The sequence below is a fragment of the Pseudoxanthomonas kaohsiungensis genome, from assembly GCF_010211765.1.
Taxonomy (GTDB): Bacteria; Pseudomonadota; Gammaproteobacteria; order Xanthomonadales; family Xanthomonadaceae; genus Pseudoxanthomonas; species Pseudoxanthomonas kaohsiungensis.
On record NZ_PDWO01000008.1, the window covers coordinates 89,892 to 106,279 of the forward strand.

18 protein-coding genes are annotated in these 16,388 nt (G+C 71.4%); 13 read left to right on the forward strand and 5 right to left on the reverse strand.

Annotated elements, in window-relative coordinates:
* Positions 1-34 precede the first annotated feature (34 nt).
* From CSC66_RS10155 to CSC66_RS10175, 5 genes are all read left to right on the forward strand, one after another.
* On the forward strand, positions 35-397 hold the full coding sequence (locus CSC66_RS10155; RefSeq protein ID WP_162377278.1) for a hypothetical protein: 363 nt from the start codon (positions 35-37) through the stop codon (positions 395-397).
* A 3-nt stretch (positions 398-400) separates the two neighbouring features.
* Entirely contained in the window at positions 401-934 is a 534-nt protein-coding gene (locus CSC66_RS10160; RefSeq protein ID WP_162377279.1) for a DUF4440 domain-containing protein, read from the forward strand.
* 65 nt (positions 935-999) lie between these two features.
* Positions 1,000-1,467, forward strand: coding sequence for a hypothetical protein (locus tag CSC66_RS10165; RefSeq protein ID WP_162377280.1), 468 nt, complete (start codon positions 1,000-1,002; stop codon positions 1,465-1,467).
* A 107-nt stretch (positions 1,468-1,574) separates the two neighbouring features.
* Complete coding sequence (gene hutU, locus CSC66_RS10170) at positions 1,575-3,254, forward strand: urocanate hydratase (RefSeq protein WP_162377281.1); 1,680 nt, start codon at positions 1,575-1,577, stop codon at positions 3,252-3,254.
* A 166-nt stretch (positions 3,255-3,420) separates the two neighbouring features.
* Complete coding sequence (locus CSC66_RS10175; RefSeq protein ID WP_162377282.1) at positions 3,421-3,840, forward strand: EF-hand domain-containing protein; 420 nt, start codon at positions 3,421-3,423, stop codon at positions 3,838-3,840.
* A 33-nt stretch (positions 3,841-3,873) separates the two neighbouring features.
* Here the strand turns inward: CSC66_RS10175 and CSC66_RS10180 are convergent, their stop codons facing one another.
* Both CSC66_RS10180 and CSC66_RS10185 read right to left on the reverse strand, forming a co-directional pair.
* On the reverse strand, positions 3,874-4,278 hold the full coding sequence (locus CSC66_RS10180) for a GFA family protein (RefSeq protein ID WP_162377283.1): 405 nt from the start codon (positions 4,276-4,278) through the stop codon (positions 3,874-3,876).
* Between the two features lie 89 nt (positions 4,279-4,367).
* Complete coding sequence (locus CSC66_RS10185; RefSeq protein WP_162377284.1) at positions 4,368-4,727, reverse strand: DUF1428 domain-containing protein; 360 nt, start codon at positions 4,725-4,727, stop codon at positions 4,368-4,370.
* A gap of 182 nt (positions 4,728-4,909) precedes the next feature.
* On the opposite strand from CSC66_RS10185, the gene CSC66_RS10190 reads away from it, so the two are divergent.
* From CSC66_RS10190 to CSC66_RS10220, 7 genes are all read left to right on the forward strand, one after another.
* Positions 4,910-5,308: a SpoIIAA family protein gene (locus CSC66_RS10190; RefSeq protein WP_162377285.1), complete on the forward strand. Its 399-nt coding sequence runs from the start codon at positions 4,910-4,912 to the stop codon at positions 5,306-5,308.
* Positions 5,309-5,491: 183 nt separating this feature from the next.
* On the forward strand, positions 5,492-5,881 hold the full coding sequence (locus CSC66_RS10195) for an MAPEG family protein (RefSeq protein WP_162377286.1): 390 nt from the start codon (positions 5,492-5,494) through the stop codon (positions 5,879-5,881).
* Between the two features lie 81 nt (positions 5,882-5,962).
* On the forward strand, positions 5,963-7,162 hold the full coding sequence (locus CSC66_RS10200) for a COG3904 family protein (protein ID WP_238394358.1): 1,200 nt from the start codon (positions 5,963-5,965) through the stop codon (positions 7,160-7,162).
* A 119-nt stretch (positions 7,163-7,281) separates the two neighbouring features.
* A complete protein-coding gene (locus CSC66_RS10205; protein ID WP_162377287.1) occupies positions 7,282-9,186 on the forward strand; it encodes a DEAD/DEAH box helicase in 1,905 nt (634 codons plus the stop codon).
* Positions 9,187-9,418: 232 nt separating this feature from the next.
* The gene (locus CSC66_RS10210) at positions 9,419-10,138 is read left to right on the forward strand and encodes a pseudouridine synthase (protein ID WP_162377362.1); all 720 of its coding nucleotides are present in this window, start codon (positions 9,419-9,421) and stop codon (positions 10,136-10,138) included.
* A 97-nt stretch (positions 10,139-10,235) separates the two neighbouring features.
* Positions 10,236-10,658, forward strand: a complete 423-nt coding sequence (locus CSC66_RS10215; RefSeq protein ID WP_162377288.1) for a universal stress protein — start codon at positions 10,236-10,238, stop codon at positions 10,656-10,658.
* Between the two features lie 77 nt (positions 10,659-10,735).
* Positions 10,736-11,812: a sensor domain-containing diguanylate cyclase gene (locus CSC66_RS10220; protein WP_162377289.1), complete on the forward strand. Its 1,077-nt coding sequence runs from the start codon at positions 10,736-10,738 to the stop codon at positions 11,810-11,812.
* Positions 11,813-11,946: 134 nt separating this feature from the next.
* Here CSC66_RS10220 and CSC66_RS10225 read toward each other — a convergent pair whose 3' ends face one another.
* Genes CSC66_RS10225 through CSC66_RS10235 form a run of 3 tightly spaced genes read right to left on the reverse strand, consistent with a single transcriptional unit; the run spans position 11,947 to position 14,501 of the window.
* Positions 11,947-12,912 carry a DMT family transporter gene (locus tag CSC66_RS10225; RefSeq protein WP_162377290.1) on the reverse strand — a complete coding sequence of 322 codons (966 nt, stop codon included), beginning with the start codon at positions 12,910-12,912 and terminating at the stop codon, positions 11,947-11,949.
* A gap of 57 nt (positions 12,913-12,969) precedes the next feature.
* On the reverse strand, positions 12,970-13,620 hold the full coding sequence (locus tag CSC66_RS10230; RefSeq protein ID WP_162377291.1) for a DUF2238 domain-containing protein: 651 nt from the start codon (positions 13,618-13,620) through the stop codon (positions 12,970-12,972).
* 50 nt (positions 13,621-13,670) lie between these two features.
* The gene (locus CSC66_RS10235; protein ID WP_162377292.1) at positions 13,671-14,501 is read right to left on the reverse strand and encodes a DUF72 domain-containing protein; all 831 of its coding nucleotides are present in this window, start codon (positions 14,499-14,501) and stop codon (positions 13,671-13,673) included.
* Between the two features lie 327 nt (positions 14,502-14,828).
* Here CSC66_RS10235 and CSC66_RS10240 point away from each other — a divergent pair, with 327 nt between their 5' ends.
* Positions 14,829-16,364, forward strand: coding sequence for a serine hydrolase (locus CSC66_RS10240; RefSeq protein WP_162377363.1), 1,536 nt, complete (start codon positions 14,829-14,831; stop codon positions 16,362-16,364).
* Positions 16,365-16,388: the final 24 nt, after the last annotated feature.

Sequence of the window (16,388 nt, forward strand, 5' to 3'; positions counted from 1 at the left end):
GGATGCTCGGGCCAGGAACCCAGGAGATGCCGCCTTGAAGCCCATGCCCGTTCTGGTTGCCGTGCTCGCCCTTGTGCCGCTCTCCGAGGTCCAGGCTTCGCTGGGCAGTCCCGCGCGACAGGAGGCTGCGCCGCTGCGGGTCGACGGGCCGGCGGCGCCTGCGCAAGGCGCTGCGACGGAGAACGCCGGCCAGCGCACGGAGCGCCGCAGCCGCATGGTCGAAGCGACATTGGACGACCGGCCGGTGATGCGCTTCTCGGCCATGTACCGGGAGGTCGGACCCAAGCCCGCCACCAAGGACAACTGCCTGCAGGGCACCGGCAGCCGCCTCAAGCGCGAAAGCCAGGCCTCCTCGTGCCAGGGCCACGGCCAGATCTTCGTCCCGCCGGATCGCTGATCCATGTCGGTCGGCGGCGCAGCGCTCCGGTGGACCGGCCTGGCGCTGCTCGTGCTGGCGCCCACGGCGCAGGCGGTCGCGCCGCCAACCCCGGCCGATGTCGCCCGCTGCGAAGTCTGGGCGCGTGAGCTGTCCTTCGCGCAGTCGGTGGCCGACCACGACGCCGCCGCATTCGCGGCGCACCTGCACCCGCTCGCCGTATTCGGCGTGACCCGCCCCAATCCGCAGCGCGGCGAGCGCGAAATCCTCGACGCGTGGGCCGGGCTCATCGCCGGGCGCGAAACCCGGCTGTGGTGGTATCCGGAACACGTCCATGCCGGTGGCGACGCCAGCATCGTGTCTTCCAGCGGCCCGGCGCTCTACCAGGACGTGGCCAGCGGCCAGTACCGCCTCGGGCGCTTCAGCTCGGTCTGGCAGCGCGGCGAAGACGGAACCTGGCGCGTCGTGTTCGACGACGGCCTGGCTCCCCGGCCGGTGGAGGCGGCGCAGGTCGAGGCGTTCCACGCCGGGCGCGTCAACGCCTGTCCACCGGCATGAGCATCGGCTGAAGCGGCACGCGTGTCTTCATCGCGGCCTAAGCGGGTGGCGCGTATGAATGCCGTATGGACACGAAGCACGATTCATCACGCCGGGCCCCGTCGGGCAGTCGCCATGCAGGCACCGCGACCCGGGCGCTGCTCGTTGCCGTGCTGGGGGGATCCGCATTCCTGACCCACGCGCAGTCGGTGGCGCCCAATCGCTACGGCACGCCCGCGGTACCACCGATCGCCAACGACAGCGCGCTGGAGCGGCAGCAGAAAGCCGCCGCTGAAGCCCAGCGCAACCAGGATGCCGCCTCGCGCCGGGCCGAGCAGGACCGGATCGGCATGGCCGTGGACGCCAACCGCCAGCGGCTCGAGGCCGATCGCGCAAGGACCGAGCGGCAGCGAGCGACGGCAGCGAACCCGGCGGAGTCCGAACGCATGCGCCTGGACTTCGAGCAGCGGCGCCAGGCCGCCGAGCGCGAGCGCGAGGAGCTGGAGCGCCAGCGGGCCGCCTCGGAGGCGCGCCCGGCACCGCCGGAACCCTGAGGCCACATCGACGCGGATTCGGCCGCCGCCGCACCGCGCGGACAGGCCCCCACGCCCGCGCGCTGCGCCCTGCGATAATGCCGGCCTGTCCTTGGAGGTTCCCCGGCATGTCCGACCTGCGCCACGATCCCCGCCACGACCCATCGCGCGTCGTCCGCGCCCCGCGCGGCGCCCAGCTGAACTGCCGAAGCTGGCTCACCGAAGCCCCGTTCCGGATGCTGCAGAACAACCTGGATCCGGACGTGGCCGAGCGCCCGGAGGACCTGGTCGTCTACGGTGGCATCGGCCGCGCCGCGCGCGACTGGGCCAGCTACGACGCGATCCTGGCCACGCTGAAGGAACTGGGCGACGACGAGACCCTGCTGGTGCAGTCGGGCAAGCCGGTCGGCGTGTTCCCCACCCACGCCGACGCGCCGCGGGTGCTGATCGCCAATTCCAACCTGGTCCCGCATTGGGCCACCTGGGAGCACTTCAACGAGCTCGACCGCAAGGGCCTGATGATGTACGGGCAGATGACCGCCGGCTCGTGGATCTACATCGGCTCCCAGGGCATCGTCCAGGGCACCTACGAGACCTTCGTGGAGATGGGCCGCCAGCACTACGGCGGCAGCCTCAAGGGGCGCTGGATCCTCACCGCCGGCCTGGGCGGCATGGGCGGCGCGCAGCCGCTGGCCGCGTCGCTGGCCGGCGCCAGCAGCCTGACCATCGAATGCCGCCAGTCCAGCATCGATTTCCGCCTGCGCACGCGCTACGTCGACGAGCAGGCGGCCGACCTGGACGATGCGCTGGCGCGCATCGCCCGGTACACCGCGGCAGGCGAGGCGAAATCGATCGCGCTGCTGGGCAACGCCGCCGAGATCCTGCCCGAGCTGGTGCGTCGCGGCGTGCGCCCGGACTGCGTCACCGACCAGACCAGCGCGCACGATCCGGTGCACGGCTACCTGCCGCTCGGCTGGACGGTGGAGCAGTGGCTGTCGGCGCAGAAGAGCGAGCCGGAAAAGGTGCGCGACGCGGCCAAGGCGTCGATGCGGACCCACGTGGAAGCGATGCTGGCCTTCCACGCGCGCGGCATCCCGACCGTGGACTACGGCAACAACATCCGGCAGATGGCCTTCGACGAGGGCTGCGCGAACGCGTTCGACTTCCCCGGTTTCGTGCCGGCCTACGTGCGGCCGCTGTTCTGCCGCGGCGTCGGTCCCTTCCGCTGGGTCGCGCTGAGCGGCGATCCGGAGGACATCTACCGGACCGACGCGAAGGTCAAGGAGCTGATTCCGGACGACGCCCACCTGCACCGCTGGCTGGACATGGCGCGCGAGCGGATCAGCTTCCAGGGGTTGCCGGCGCGGATCTGCTGGGTCGGCCTGGGCCTGCGCCACAAGCTGGGCCTGGCGTTCAACGAGATGGTCCGCAACGGCGAACTGAAGGCGCCGGTGGTGATCGGCCGCGACCACCTCGACAGCGGCTCGGTGGCATCGCCCAACCGCGAGACCGAGGCGATGAAGGACGGTTCGGACGCGGTGTCGGACTGGCCGCTGCTCAACGCCATGCTCAACGTCGCCGGTGGTGCGACCTGGGTGTCGCTGCACCACGGCGGTGGCGTGGGCATGGGCTATTCGCAGCATTCGGGCGTGGTCATCGTCTGCGACGGCAGCGAGGACGCGGACCGGCGCATCGCACGGGTGCTCTGGAACGACCCGGGCACCGGGGTGATGCGCCATGCCGATGCCGGCTACGAGGTCGCGCGCCAATGCGCGCGCGAGCAGGGGCTGAAGCTGCCGATGGCCTGACCGGGCCGGCACCGGTCCCACGCGGGGCGGGGGAGGTTGCCGCCCGTCGCGGAAGGATGCCCGCCGACGGCCCCGGTTCGCCGGCCGCCGCATAGGTCCAAAGTCCCCTTCGCCATCCGCGGGGGCATGCCTATGCTGCCGGCGAACCGTCACTGGAGCGCCTTCCATGAGCCTCGCCCGCCGCACCGTCCTCCTGCTGGTCCTCGCACCGGCCTTGCCGTTGGCGGCGCAGGAAGCATCGCCGCCGCCCGTGACCCCGGCGGCCGGGTTCAAGGCGCTGGATGCGAACGGCGACGGCGTCGTCAGCCGCTACGAATACGACGGCGACGTCTTCTCCGTGCTGGACGCCGACGGCGACCAGCGCCTCTCCGCCGCGGAGCTCGATGCGGTGTTGGGCCGCCTGGCCAAGGACGGGCCGTCGGCATCGGAGCGGATCGTGGTCGCCGACCTGGATCGCGACGGCAAGCTGGACGAGAACGAACTGCGCGACGCCGCCGAGATGCGCTTCACCTCGATGGACCGCGATGGCGACGGCAACCTCGACGAGGCCGAGTTCGCCAACGGCTTCGGGGTGCGCGTCCGCTAGCCCGCGGCATGAGCGCCGCCGGTGCCGGCAGGGTCAGCCCGGTTGCCCCGGGAAGGCCTGCAACGTGGGATCGATGTGCGCCCAGGCCGGTGCCGACGCGGTCCAGATCACCACGGTCGGGGCGATGCCGCCGGCGTCGTCGAGGGTGCCGACCCGCACGACCATGTTCAGCAGGTTGCCGCTGGATTCGCTGAACAGGTGCGTCCCGCAATCACCGCAGAACGAGCGGCGCATCGCGTTGCCGCTGTCGGCAACACTGTCGTAATGGCGTGGAGTGCCCGCCACGGCCACCGTCGCACGCGGCACCATGATGTTCACCGCCGCATTGCCCAGCGCCCAGTACTGGCAATCGCGGCACCAGCACAGGCGCGTGGCCAGCGGCTCGGCCGAAAGGGTGTAGCGGATCGCACCGCAGCGGCAGCCGCCGGTCCGGGTCATCGCAGGCTCCGTGTCGTGTCGGACAGGAGCCACTCTAGCCGCATCGGGGCGCGCGGTGCAGCCATGGCGCCCCGGCGCGCGTGCGGTGGTCAGCCGGTCAGTTCCAGGGAAAGGTCGAATCCGCCGAAGATCATGCGCTTGCCGTCGAACGGCATCGGCGTGGCGTTCGGGTCCATGCGCGGATCTTCCATCATCTTCTTCACGCCGGCGTCCCGGGTGGCCTTGTCCGGCCACTCCACCCACGAGAACACCACCGTCTCGTCGTCCTTTGCAGCCACCGCACGGAAAAAGTCGGTGACCTTGCCGTGCGGGACGTCGTCGCCCCAGCCTTCGACCACGCGCGTGGCGCCGAATTCCAGGAACATCGGATCGAACTGGCGCGCGTGCGCCAGGAACTCCTCCTTGTTGGCGGTGGGAACGGCGATCACGAAGCCATCGATGTAAGGCATGCTGCAGCTCCTCTGCTGGCGGACCGTTATTGGCCCTTGCCGATACGACGGATGGGACCGCCGCGTATCGACGGGCGCCGGACACGTTGCATCCGCGCATGTTCAGGGCATGGCAAGGAACGCGGCGCGACCGCCCGGCCGCCATGCCGTACGCTGGGCGGGCCCTGGCCCGGAGCCTGACCATGTTCGAGATCCTGCCATCGCCGCCGCACCTGGGCGGCTACCGCTTCACCGGCACCCTGACCGCGGCGGACTACGAGCGCTGCATCGCTGACATCGAGGCGCGCCTGGCGCGGTTCGCCCGCATCGGCCTGTATTGCGACCTGCGCGGCTTCACCGGCGTCACTCCGGCGGCGATCGCCCATGACCTGCGCTACACGCTGGGCAAGATCGGGCAGTTCGACCGCTTCGCGCGCGGCGCGATCGTGACCGACCGGCACTGGCTGGCGACGGTGACCGGTTTCGCGGCGAAGCTCTTCCCGGAGACCGAGATCCGCAGCTTCGGTGAGGATGAGGTCGAAGCGGCGCTGGCGTGGGCCGGCGCGGTGGATCCGCAACCGCCGCCGGACGCGGCCGCCTGAGCCGCTGCAAGCGCGAAGAGCGGTGGGGCACCGGATCGTTGCGTCGACCCGGCTTGGGGATACCCGGCCTGGTCCCCTGCAGTTGCGGCCATTCGCCGCGGCCGAACCGCGCCCGCAGGGCTGCGACGGCTGGCGCGGCCTGCGGACCTGCTACGCTGCGGCCGAATCCGGTGGAGGCCGCTAATGGGCATCGAGTTGAAGTTCCTGGTGTGGGCCATCGTGCTGGGACTGGTCCAGCTGCTGCTGGCCGACGCCCTGGTCACCCGCCAGCGCGGGCTGGCGTGGAACACCGGACCGCGCGATTCGTCACCGCCGCTGACCGGCGTGGCCGGGCGCAGCGAACGCGCCTACCGCAATTTCCTCGAGACCTTCCCGTTCTTCGCCGCCGCGGTGCTGGCCGTGACCGTGGCCGGCCGCGCCGACGAGAACAGTGCGCTGGGCGTGCAGCTGTACTTCTGGGCGAGGGTGGCTTATGTGCCGCTGTACCTGGGGGCGATCCGTTACGTGCGCTCGCTGGCCTGGGTCGTATCGATGGCCGGGCTGGCGCTGGTGCTGTCGCCGCTGCTGCACTGAATCGCGCCGCGTTCATCGCAGGTTGTCCGCACGGGCGGGGCTGCGCCTAGACTGGGCCGTCGCCCGTCTTGATGGTCCGTGATGCCCCTCCTGCGTTCCTGCCTGTTCTTCGCCTGCGTCGGCCTGCTGGCCGGTTGCAGACGCGAACCGCCACCGGCGCCGACCGACGCGGTCAAGACGCAGACCGTCGCCTCGCCGGAAGAGGGGGGGGCGGTCAGCCGCGCGCCGATGGCCACGCCGCCGGCGCCGCCTCCGGCCGCCCCGGTGCCCGCCGCAGCCGTACCGCCGGTGGGCAAGGCGCCCGACTGGTCGCCGCTCGAGCTGTCGTCCGGCCAGGCGTGGATCGATTGCGGGCTCGACTACCGGCACGGCGACGGCGAAACGCTCACGGTGCCGAGCCGCGCCAATCTGCGCCACCTGCTCGAACCGTGCCTGGCCGGCGACGCGCTGCGCCTGCGCTACCGCGGCAAGGTCGCCAGCGACTTCACGGCGCTGGTCGAACGGGTGACCCGGGTCGCCGACAGCCTGGGCATCGGCAGCCGCGTGCTGGACCTGGATTCCACCGGTGGCCAGGTCGAGGACGCGATCCGCGTGGGCGACTGGATCGGCGCCAACCGCTGGACGATCTGGGTACGCGAGGATTCGGTCTGCCACAGTGCCTGCGTGTTCGTACTGGCCGGCGGCGACAGCCGCCGCCTGGCCGGCCAGGTCGGCATCCACCGGATCATCCGGCTCAGTTCCACCGCCACCAGCCGGACCGAACTCAACACCGAGCTGCAGGCCGTGTACGCCACCGTGCGCGAGTACCTTGAGCGCAACGGCGCTTCGCCGCTGCTGGCCGACGTGATGAAGACCGTGCCCAACCGCAGCCTGCGCCTGCTGACCGGCGACGAACTGCGCCTGTACGGGCTCGACGGCAACAATGCCGCCCAGGACGACCTGGACCGTGTGCGCCTGCTGGACAAGTGCGGCGACGACTTCATGCGCCGTCGCGATGCGTGGGTGCGTGCGTTCGACGAGCAATGCCGCGAACAGGCGCAGGTCCACGCGCTCAACACCTGCGGTTTGCGGTTGCGGCGGGACTTCGGCTTTCCCGACGACGACTGCCCGGCCGAAAGCCCGCTGGCCGAGTTCAACGAACTGCCCGAGGGGCCGCCCGCCGACGCGCCCGTCGCCGCGCCGGTCGGCGTCTCGGCCACCGGCGCCGTCGAGGCGCCGGTAGTGGCCGCCGAACCGGTGCCGACCGATGCGGCACGCGTGGACGAGGGCCAAGGCGGCTGAACGGCGCCGGGGGGCGTATTCATCTCCGGCGCGACAAGGCCCGGCCATGGGCGCACAATAGCCGGCCCCTTTTTCCGCACGTTCGCCGCGCCGCCCTGGCGCGCCGCCGGAGCCTTCGGATGTCAGCCCCCGACCAAGAATCCCCCGCCGCGCCGCGTTTCGGCGACCTCGGCCTGCCCGAGCCGTTGCTGGCCGCGCTGTCCGACGTCGGCTACGAATCGCCCTCGCCGATCCAGGCCGCGACCATCCCGGCGCTGCTCGCCGGGCGCGACGTGCTCGGCACCGCCCAGACCGGTACCGGCAAGACCGCCGCGTTCGCGCTGCCGGTGCTGGCCAAGCTGGACATGTCCCGCCCCCGGCCGCAGGCGCTGGTGCTGGCGCCCACGCGCGAGCTGGCCATCCAGGTCGCCGAGGCGTTCCAGCGCTACGCGACCCGGATCCCGGGCTTCCACGTGCTGCCGATCTACGGCGGCCAGGGCTACGGCCCGCAGCTGCAGGCCCTGCGCCGCGGCGTGCAGGTCGTGGTCGGCACCCCGGGCCGGGTGATCGACCACCTCAACCGCGGCACCCTGGACCTGTCCGAGCTCCAGTGCCTGGTCCTGGACGAAGCCGACGAAATGCTGCGGATGGGCTTCATCGACGACGTCGAGGCGGTGCTGCAGAAAACCCCGCCGAACCGCCAGGTCGCGCTGTTCTCGGCGACCATGCCGCCGCCGATCCGGCGCATCGCCCAGACTTACCTCAAGGATCCGGCCGAAGTCACCATCGCGGCCAAGACCACCACCTCGGCCAACATCAGGCAGCGCTACTGGTTCGTCACCGGCATGCACAAGCTCGATGCGCTGACCCGCATCCTGGAAGCCGAGCCGTTCGACGCGATGATCGTGTTCGCCCGGACCAAGGCGGCCACCGAGGAGCTGGCCGAGAAGCTGCAGGCGCGCGGCGTGGCCGCCGGCGCGATCAACGGCGACATCCAGCAGCAGCAGCGCGAGCGCACCATCCAGCAGCTCAAGGACGGCAAGCTCGACGTGCTGGTGGCCACCGACGTGGCCGCGCGCGGCCTGGACGTGGAGCGCATCAGCCACGTGCTCAACTACGACATCCCGTACGACACCGAGAGCTACGTGCACCGGATCGGCCGCACCGGCCGTGCCGGACGCAGCGGCGAGGCGATCCTGTTCGTCACCCCGCGCGAGAAGGGCATGCTGCGCGCGATCGAGCGCGCCACCCGGCAGCCGATCGAGGAGATGCGGCTGCCGTCGGTGGCGGCGGTGAACGACCGTCGCGTGGCGCGCTTCTTCGAGAAGATCTCCGGCGTGCTGGAAAGCGGCGGGCTGGAGGACTACCGCGAGCTGGTGGACCGCTACGCCGGCGAGCACGACGTGGCCGCGAGCGAGATCGCCGCCGCGCTGGCCAAGCTGCTGCAGGGCGGCACGCCGCTGCTGCTGGAGGCGCGCGACGAGCCGCCGCCGCGCCCGGCCCGCGCCGAGCGCGAGCCGCGCCCGTTCCAGGGCGAGCGCGAGCGTCGCGCGTATCCGCCGCGGGACGAGGGCGACACTCCCGCCGCGCGCCCGCCGCGCGCGCATGATGCCGAGTTCGGTGCCCGCCCGCCGCGCACGCCCAAGCCGCCGCGCTCGGCGCCCGATGCCGGCATGGAGACCTACCGGGTCGAGGTGGGCCACATGCACGGGGTCAAGCCTGGGAATATCGTGGGCGCGATCGCCAACGAGGCCGGGCTGGAGAGCCGTTTCATCGGCCGCATCGACATCCACGACGACCACTCGATCCTGGACCTGCCCGAAGGCATGCCGCAGGAGGTCATGTCGCACCTGCAGAAGACCTGGGTGGTGGGCCAGCAGCTGCGGATCAGCCGCTGGGACGGCAGCCATGCGCCGTCGGCGGATGCGCCGAAGGGGCGCTTCCGCCCGCCTGGCGCGCGCCCGCACGCCGCCCGCCCGGGACGGCCGGGTGGCGGACCGCCGAAGCCGCACCGCAAGGGGCCGCCGAAGCCGCACGGCGGCTGAGCGTTGCCGGGCCGGGCAACCGGCGACGGACTTCGAAGGCCGGCCAGCGATGGCCGGCCTTGCTGTTTGCGGCGGCCTGGTCGACACCGCGGGCCGCGTGGCGTTCGGGATCCGCCCGGTCGGCGGACCGCTCAAGCGCGAAGCGCGGCGGGCGAAGGCCGCCAGCGGGACCCGTGCGCGCTGGCCCGCGTCGCCGTGCCTGTTCCGGCGCCGCATCGCCGATAATGGCGCCATGACCGTCCGCCTCAACAAGCACATCGCCGAAACCGGCTTCTGTTCCCGCCGCGAGGCCGACCGCCTGATCTTCGAGCGCCGCGTCACCGTCAACGGCCAGCCGGCCGGGGTCGGTGCGGTGGTGGGCGAGGGCGACACCGTGCTGGTCGACGGCCAGCCGCTGAAGGCGCGCACGGCCAAGGCCGGCAAGCGCCGCCACGTCTACATCGCCCTGAACAAGCCGGTCGGCGTCACCTGCACGACCGAGTCGTCGGTGAAGGGCAACATCGTGGACTTCGTCGGCCACGAGCAACGGATCTTCCCGGTCGGCCGCCTGGACAAGGATTCGGAAGGCCTGATCCTGCTGACCAGCAACGGCGACATCGTCAACGAGATCCTGCGCGCGGAGAACCGCCACCAGAAGGAGTACCTGGTCGCGGTCAACAAGCCGGTGACCGACGAATTCCTGCGCGGCATGGCGCGCGGGGTGCGCATCCACGGCCAGATGACCCTGCCGTGCCGCACCACGCGGATCGCCAAGTTCGGTTTCAGGATCGTGCTCGAGCAGGGCCTGAACCGGCAGATCCGGCTGATGGCCGCCGCGTTCGACTACCGGGTCACCCAGCTGCGACGGGTGCGGATCGACAACGTCAAGCTGGGCGCGCTCAAGCCCGGCCAGTGGCGCAACCTGACGGAGGCCGAGCTGCAGGGCCTGCTGCCGGGCCGGCAGGACTGGTAGGGGTGCCGGGCCGCGGCCCGGGGCTTGATGCGGATCAAGGCGGCGGGCGCAGTCCGCATTACCATCCTTCCGACGGTCCCGACGGAGGTAGCAGGCCATGAAGATCCTGTTGGCGGTGGACGAGAGTGCGATCGGCGCGGCGGCGGTGCGCCACGTGGCCAGGCTGGCCAAGAGCCTGAAGGCGACCCCGCAACTGCACGTGCTCAACGTCGTGCCGCGGCTGTCGAAGGCCGCCGAAAAGGAGTTCGGCAAGGCCGGGCCGGACCGCTACTACCAGGCGCAGTTCGAGGCCGCGCTGGCGCCGCTGCGGCCGCTGCTCAAGCGCACGCGGCTGCCGTTCCAGGAGCGCACCGCGACCGGCGACATCGTGCCCACCCTGCTGGCCGAAGCCAAGGCGGTCAAGGCCGACATGATCGTCATCGGCAGCCATGGCAAGGGCGCGCTGAAGAGCCTGCTGGTCGGCTCGGTGACGCAGAAGGTGATCGCGCTCAGCCCGGTGCCGGTGCTGGTCGTGCACTGAGCCCAGCGCGTGCGCGCCGTTGACGCCGGCGCCCGCCGCGCTTGGCATACTTGCGCCCACCAATCCCCGGGGGACGCATGCTCAGACCCGCCAAGCCGGACAACGAAGCCGAACGCCTGGCCGCGCTGCGCGCCACGCGCCTGCTGGACTCGCCGCCCGACCAGGCCTTCGACGACCTGGTGAGGCTGGCCACCACCCTCGCCGGGACGGGCAGGGGCGCGGTGACCCTGGTCGACGCGGACCGGCAGTGGTTCAAGGCGCGCTACGGGTTCGACACCGAGCAGACCCCGCGCGACGAATCGTTCTGTGCCCACGCCATCCTCGAGCCACGACGCCTGATGCTGGTGGAGGACACACTGCGCGATGCCCGTTTCGTAGACCATCCGGCGGTCACCGGCGAGCTGGGCGTGCGCTTCTATGCGGGCGTGCCGCTGCTGGACGGCGAGGGCCTGCCGCTGGGCAGCCTGTGCGTGTTCGACGACCGCCCGGGCACGTTGAGCGGGAGCCAGGCCGAAGCCTTGCGCGCGCTGGCGCGCCAGGCCGCGCACCTGATCGAACTGCGCCGGGCCGCGCGCGAACTCGACCGCCACATGCGCGACCGCGACTGGTACGAGCAGCAGCTGACCCAGTATTCGGACCTGCTGGAACAGCAGAACGCCGACTTGGCCGAGCAGACCCGCACCGATCCGCTGACCGGCCTGCCCAACCGGCGTGCATACGCGGTGGCGTTGGCCGCCGCGATCGAGCGGGCCGAACGCGAGGGCCTGCCGCTGTCGGTGGCGCTGCTGGACCTGGACCATTTCAAGACCATCAACGACGTCAACGGCCACGCCGAGGGCGATCGCGTGCTCGCCGAGGTGGCCGCGCTGCTGAAGTCGCACTTTGCCGGCGCGGGCATGGCGGCACGCTACGGCGGCGAGGAATTCGCCGTGCTCGTTCCCGACGCCACGCTCGAGCAGGCGCGGCTGCAGTGCGAGTTCCTGCGCCAGGGCATCGCGGTGCTGCCGATCGGGATCGTGGTCAGCGGCAGCATCGGCGTAGCCCAGTACCGGCACGGCGAAACGCCCGGCGAGCTGATCGCCCGCGCCGACCACGCGCTGTACCGGGCCAAGAATGCCGGCCGCGACCGGGTCGAAGTCGACGAAGGCCACTGAAGACCCGCGCCGGGCCTGGTGTTCGTAGAGCCGGGCTTGCCCGGCTAGTCCCGCCACCATCCCCGGTCCCCGATTGCCCGGCTGGAGGGCCACTTCGTCGACCAGGACCGGATCCGGCCCGTCGTGCCGCGTCTTCAGTCCACCAGCTGCTTGGCCTCGGAGATGCCGAGCACTTCCGGGTGCTGCACCTCGGCCGGCGCGGGCTTGCGGCCGCGGCGCGAGAGCAGCGGGTCGAGGAACACCGCGCCGAGGATGATCGCCACGCCCAGGTAGAACAGCGGGGTCAACTCGCGCTGTTCGCCCAGCAGCAGCGCCGCCAGCACGATCGCGTAGACCGGTTCCAGGTTGGTCGCCAGCTGCACCGTGTAGGCGCTGAGGTGGCGCAGCGCGACCAGCGACAGCGCGAACGGCAGCAGGGTACAGCCCAGCGACAGCACCAGCAGCAGCGCGCCGTCGCGCAGCCCAGGCAGGACCAGGAGGTCGCCGGCGAAGGCCGGCAACAGCAGCGGCATCAGCGGCGCGAGCAGGGTCAGCGCCAGGGTGCCGGCCCCGAGCTCGATGCCGGTAACCGTCAACGGGTCGGCGTGTTCGACCAGGCGCTTGTTGAACGAACCGAAGGCGGCCACCAGCAGGGCCGACAGCGCCCCCACGGCGACGCCCAGGCGCATGCCATCGGGCACGCCGCCGACCACCAGCGCCACGCCCGGCAGCACCGCCACGCCCAGCGCCAGTTCGCGCGGGCGGAAGGGGCGTCGCGCGACCCACGGCTCGATCACCGCCGTGAACACCGGGGCCAGCGCGATGCAGGTGGCCGCCACCGAGGCATTGGCAAGCTTGATCGCGCCGTAGAAGGTCAGCCAGTGCAGGGCTACCAGCACGCCGATGCCGGCATAGGCCAGCACCAGCCGCGGCGGCAACGCGCGCAGCCCGCGCCACACGCGCGGGATCAGGGCCAGCGCCGCCACGACCAGCAGCATCCGCCACCACACCAGCGGCAACGCGGGCAGGCTGATCAGCTTGCCCAGGATCGCGGTGAAGCCCCACAACAGGACGCAGAAATGGATTTGCAGTTGGGCGCGGGTGCGATCGGAGGTCGGCATCGGCGCATTATCGCCCGCCGCCGGTGCCCGCGACGATGCTCTCGATGCGGTCGCGCCTCAGTGGCGCGGCGCCAGCCAGCCGCGCAGGCCCAGCGCCGTCACGGCGGCTACCGCCCCGGCCGTGGCCATCAGCATGTCCTTCTGCGCATCCCATACGTCGCCCTGGGTGCCCAGGTAGGCCTGGCCAAGGTCGCCGCCGAACACGCTGGCGGCCAGCCACTCGAACATCTCGAACAGCAGCGAATGGGACATGACGAAGCTCACCGGCAGCAGGTAGCGCCAGATGCCCCGCGGCGGCGCCACGTGGTCGAGCAGTTCCACGCAGGCGGGCGTCACCAGCAGGCCGTAGAGCAGGTGCACCCAGCGGTCGAAGCTGTTGCGCTCCAGGCCCAGGGCGGCATCCAGCGAGACGCCGGCGACGCGTTCGAAGTAGGCGTCGTAGGGCACCTCGGCGTAGGTGTAGTGCGCGCCAATCTCGTGCAGCACGCCGAACACGAACAGGCAGGCGTAACTGAGCCGGGTCAGCGGCATGGCCCGCCAGCCCCAGGCCAGGACCGGCACCGCCACCACGACCAGGACGTTTTCCAGGGCCCAGTCCTGCCGGTACCACGGCGAGACGGCCAGGGAGGTCCACACCACGGCGAACAGGCCGAGCAGGCACAGCGCGTAGCGCGACGAGGCGGGCGTTCGCTGGAATCCGGCGGCCATGGCGCATCCTCGCATGGAAGCGCGCCGGCCCGCGTGCGCCGGGCCCGCGCTCAGGCCAGCCGTTCGAGCAGTGCCCGGGCCGCGGCCGGGTTGCGTTCCTTGGCACTGGCGATGAAGAACACGAACACCTCGCGTGGCGCCTGTGCCGGACGAGGCGGCTCCACGTGCGGCAGTTCGGCCGGGTCGCCGCCGGCGGCCCATTCGCCGGCGCGACGGGCCCAGGCATCGAGTTCGGCCTCGGCATAACCCAGCGGAAGCCCCGCGCGGGCCTGCATCAGCCGGGCGTAGACGAAATCGGCGGTGAGGTCGGCGAAGGAGGGATGTTCGTCGGAGCCGGCGAACACCAGCGCCACGTTGCGCTGGCGCATCAGCGCCAGCACCTGCGGGGAGAACAGCGCCGCTTCGCGCAACTCCAGCGCGTGCCGCAGGGGCCGGCCGCCGGCACGCGCCGGCAGCAGCGCCAGGAAGGCCTCCAGCTCCGTGGGCGTGGGCGCGCGTCCGCGCTCGAACTGCCAGGACAGCGCGCCGAGGCGATCGCCCAGCTCGCAGATGCCGCCGACGAAGTCCTCGATCTGCGCACCGGTACCGGCCAGGCGCCGGCTGGCCATGATCCGCTTCGGCGCCTTGGCGGTGAACACGAAGCCCGGTGGCGTCTCGTCGCGCCACTTGGCATAGGTGGCGGGCTTCTGCGCGCCGTAGTAGGTGCCGTTGATCTCGATGGCGGTGAGTTGCCGGCTGGCGTACTCGAGCTCCCGGCGCTGGACCAGGCCTTCGGGGTAGAACGCCCCGCCGCGCCAGGGCGCGTAGGTCCAGCCGCCGATGCCGACGTGGACGCGGGCATTGCGGGCAGCGGGCGCAGCGGGAGCGAACAGGTCGTGCATCGATGGACGGGCATGAGGGTTCCGATGCGGATATTAGCTGCCGGGACCGCCACGCTGCAGGCTTGCCAGCGCCCGCCGGCCCTGCCGCCGGTAGGAGCCGGGCTTGCCCGCGACGCGACGACGCCGGCGCAGGCGACGGTCCGACGGTCCCCACGTCGTGTCGCCATCAAGCTGGGCTCCTACAAGAAGCCGCCGCGCCCCTAGAATCGGGATTCCATGCCTTCCGGGTTCCGCCACATGCGCCTGCTTCCGCCGCCGTCCCGCTGCCTGTTGGCGCTCGGCCTGTTCCTGCTGATGCCTTGGTCCGCCACCGCCGCCGACGCGCCCATGGCCGCCGAGGCGCGGGACTCGGCCTTCGATCCGGCCGAGCTGGACGCCTGGGTCGCACAGGTGCGCGAGCGCTTCGAAGTGCCCGGAATCGCGGTGGCGGTGGTGAAGGACGGGCAGGTCGTGCTGGAACGCGGCTGGGGCGTGCGCGAGATCGGCGAGCCGGCGCCGGTCGACGAACACACCCTGTTCGCCATCGCTTCCAACACCAAGGCCTTCACCGCCGCCTCGCTGTCGATGCTGGCCGACGAAGGCAAGCTGTCGCTGGACGACCGGGTGGTCGACCACCTGCCCGGGTTCCGCATGTCCGATCCGTACGTGACCGGCCAGATGCGGATCCGCGACCTGCTCACGCACCGCAGCGGCCTGGGCCTGGGCGCCGGCGACCTGCTGTTCTGGCCCGGAAGCGACTACCGCAACGAGGAGGTCGTGCGGCGGTTGAAGGACGTGCCGCTGAAGACCGGTTTCCGCGAGCGTTATGCGTACGACAACATCCTCTATGCGGTCGCGACGCGTGTGATCGAGGAGGTCTCCGGCCAGTCGTACGCGCAGTTCCTGCAGCAGCGCTTCTTCGATCCACTGGGCATGGGCGGCACCCGCTTCAACGCCGATGCGCTGCGGCCGGGCGACAACGTCGCCACCGGGCATGCCAAGGCCGATTTCACCACGCTGCGGCCGACCTTTCCCCTGACCTGGCACAACGCCGCCGGCGCCGGTGGCATCTACTCCAGCGTGCACGACATGGGCCGCTGGATGCGCGCGCAGCTGGCGGGAGGCACGTTCACCGATGCGCAGGGCAACGAGCAGCGCCTGTTCTCGCGGGAACGGCAGAAGGAAATGTGGTCGCTGCTCTCCCCGATGCCCATCGCCGAACCCTCGGTGCCGCAACTGGCCGCGGCCCGGCCGGATTTCCTCGGCTACGGCGAGGGCTGGATCACCTCGTCCTATCGCGGCGAGAAGCTGGTGTGGCACACCGGTGGCTGGCCGGGCATGGTGTCGCGGGTGACGCTGGTGCCGGGTCGCAACCTCGGCGTCGTGGTGCTGACCAACCAGGAGGCCGGGGGCGCCTTCAACGCGCTGACGATGCAGGTCCTGGACGCGTTCATGCAGCCGGCGCAGCGCACCGACTGGATCGATGCCTATGCGGCGGCGGCCGACAAGGGCAGGACGAAGGCCGACAAGGCTTGGCGCGAGCGGCTCGCTGCCCGCCAGGCGCGCTCGACGCCCTCGCTGCCGCTGGCCGGCTACGCCGGCACCTACCGCGATGCCTGGTACGGCGACGTGGACGTGGTGCACGACGGCGGCCGGCTGCGGATGCGCTTCCAGCCCAGCCCGCTGCTCACCGGCACCCTGCAGCACTGGCAGCACGACACCTTCCTGGTGAAGTGGGACGACCGCACGCTCAATGGCGATGCCTTCGTGACCTTCAGCCTCGATGCCGATGGCCGGGTGCGCGAAGCGAGGATGGAAGCGGCGTCGGAACTGACCGATTTCAGCTTCGACTTCCACGACCTCAGGCTGGAGCCGGTGCGGTGACTTCCCCGTAGGAGCCCAGCTTGC

Excerpts from the sequence above, each read along its gene's own strand:
- CSC66_RS10180 (WP_162377283.1), bottom strand. The coding sequence starts at position 4,278 with ATGACCCGGACCGGCGGCTGCCGCTGCGGTGCGATCCGCTACACCCTT.
- CSC66_RS10185 (WP_162377284.1), bottom strand. The coding sequence starts at position 4,727 with ATGCCTTACATCGATGGCTTCGTGATCGCCGTTCCCACCGCCAACAAG.
- hutU (WP_162377281.1), top strand. The coding sequence starts at position 1,575 with ATGTCCGACCTGCGCCACGATCCCCGCCACGACCCATCGCGCGTCGTC.
- CSC66_RS10210 (WP_162377362.1), top strand. The coding sequence starts at position 9,419 with ATGACCGTCCGCCTCAACAAGCACATCGCCGAAACCGGCTTCTGTTCC.
- CSC66_RS10205 (WP_162377287.1), top strand. The coding sequence starts at position 7,282 with ATGTCAGCCCCCGACCAAGAATCCCCCGCCGCGCCGCGTTTCGGCGAC.
- CSC66_RS10165 (WP_162377280.1), top strand. The coding sequence starts at position 1,000 with ATGGACACGAAGCACGATTCATCACGCCGGGCCCCGTCGGGCAGTCGC.
- CSC66_RS10225 (WP_162377290.1), bottom strand. The coding sequence starts at position 12,912 with ATGCCGACCTCCGATCGCACCCGCGCCCAACTGCAAATCCATTTCTGC.
- CSC66_RS10230 (WP_162377291.1), bottom strand. The coding sequence starts at position 13,620 with ATGGCCGCCGGATTCCAGCGAACGCCCGCCTCGTCGCGCTACGCGCTG.
- CSC66_RS10175 (WP_162377282.1), top strand. The coding sequence starts at position 3,421 with ATGAGCCTCGCCCGCCGCACCGTCCTCCTGCTGGTCCTCGCACCGGCC.
- CSC66_RS10160 (WP_162377279.1), top strand. The coding sequence starts at position 401 with ATGTCGGTCGGCGGCGCAGCGCTCCGGTGGACCGGCCTGGCGCTGCTC.
- CSC66_RS10195 (WP_162377286.1), top strand. The coding sequence starts at position 5,492 with ATGGGCATCGAGTTGAAGTTCCTGGTGTGGGCCATCGTGCTGGGACTG.
- CSC66_RS10235 (WP_162377292.1), bottom strand. The coding sequence starts at position 14,501 with ATGCACGACCTGTTCGCTCCCGCTGCGCCCGCTGCCCGCAATGCCCGC.
- CSC66_RS10240 (WP_162377363.1), top strand. The coding sequence starts at position 14,829 with ATGGCCGCCGAGGCGCGGGACTCGGCCTTCGATCCGGCCGAGCTGGAC.
- CSC66_RS10220 (WP_162377289.1), top strand. The coding sequence starts at position 10,736 with ATGCTCAGACCCGCCAAGCCGGACAACGAAGCCGAACGCCTGGCCGCG.
- CSC66_RS10215 (WP_162377288.1), top strand. The coding sequence starts at position 10,236 with ATGAAGATCCTGTTGGCGGTGGACGAGAGTGCGATCGGCGCGGCGGCG.
- CSC66_RS10200 (WP_238394358.1), top strand. The coding sequence starts at position 5,963 with ATGCCCCTCCTGCGTTCCTGCCTGTTCTTCGCCTGCGTCGGCCTGCTG.
- CSC66_RS10190 (WP_162377285.1), top strand. The coding sequence starts at position 4,910 with ATGTTCGAGATCCTGCCATCGCCGCCGCACCTGGGCGGCTACCGCTTC.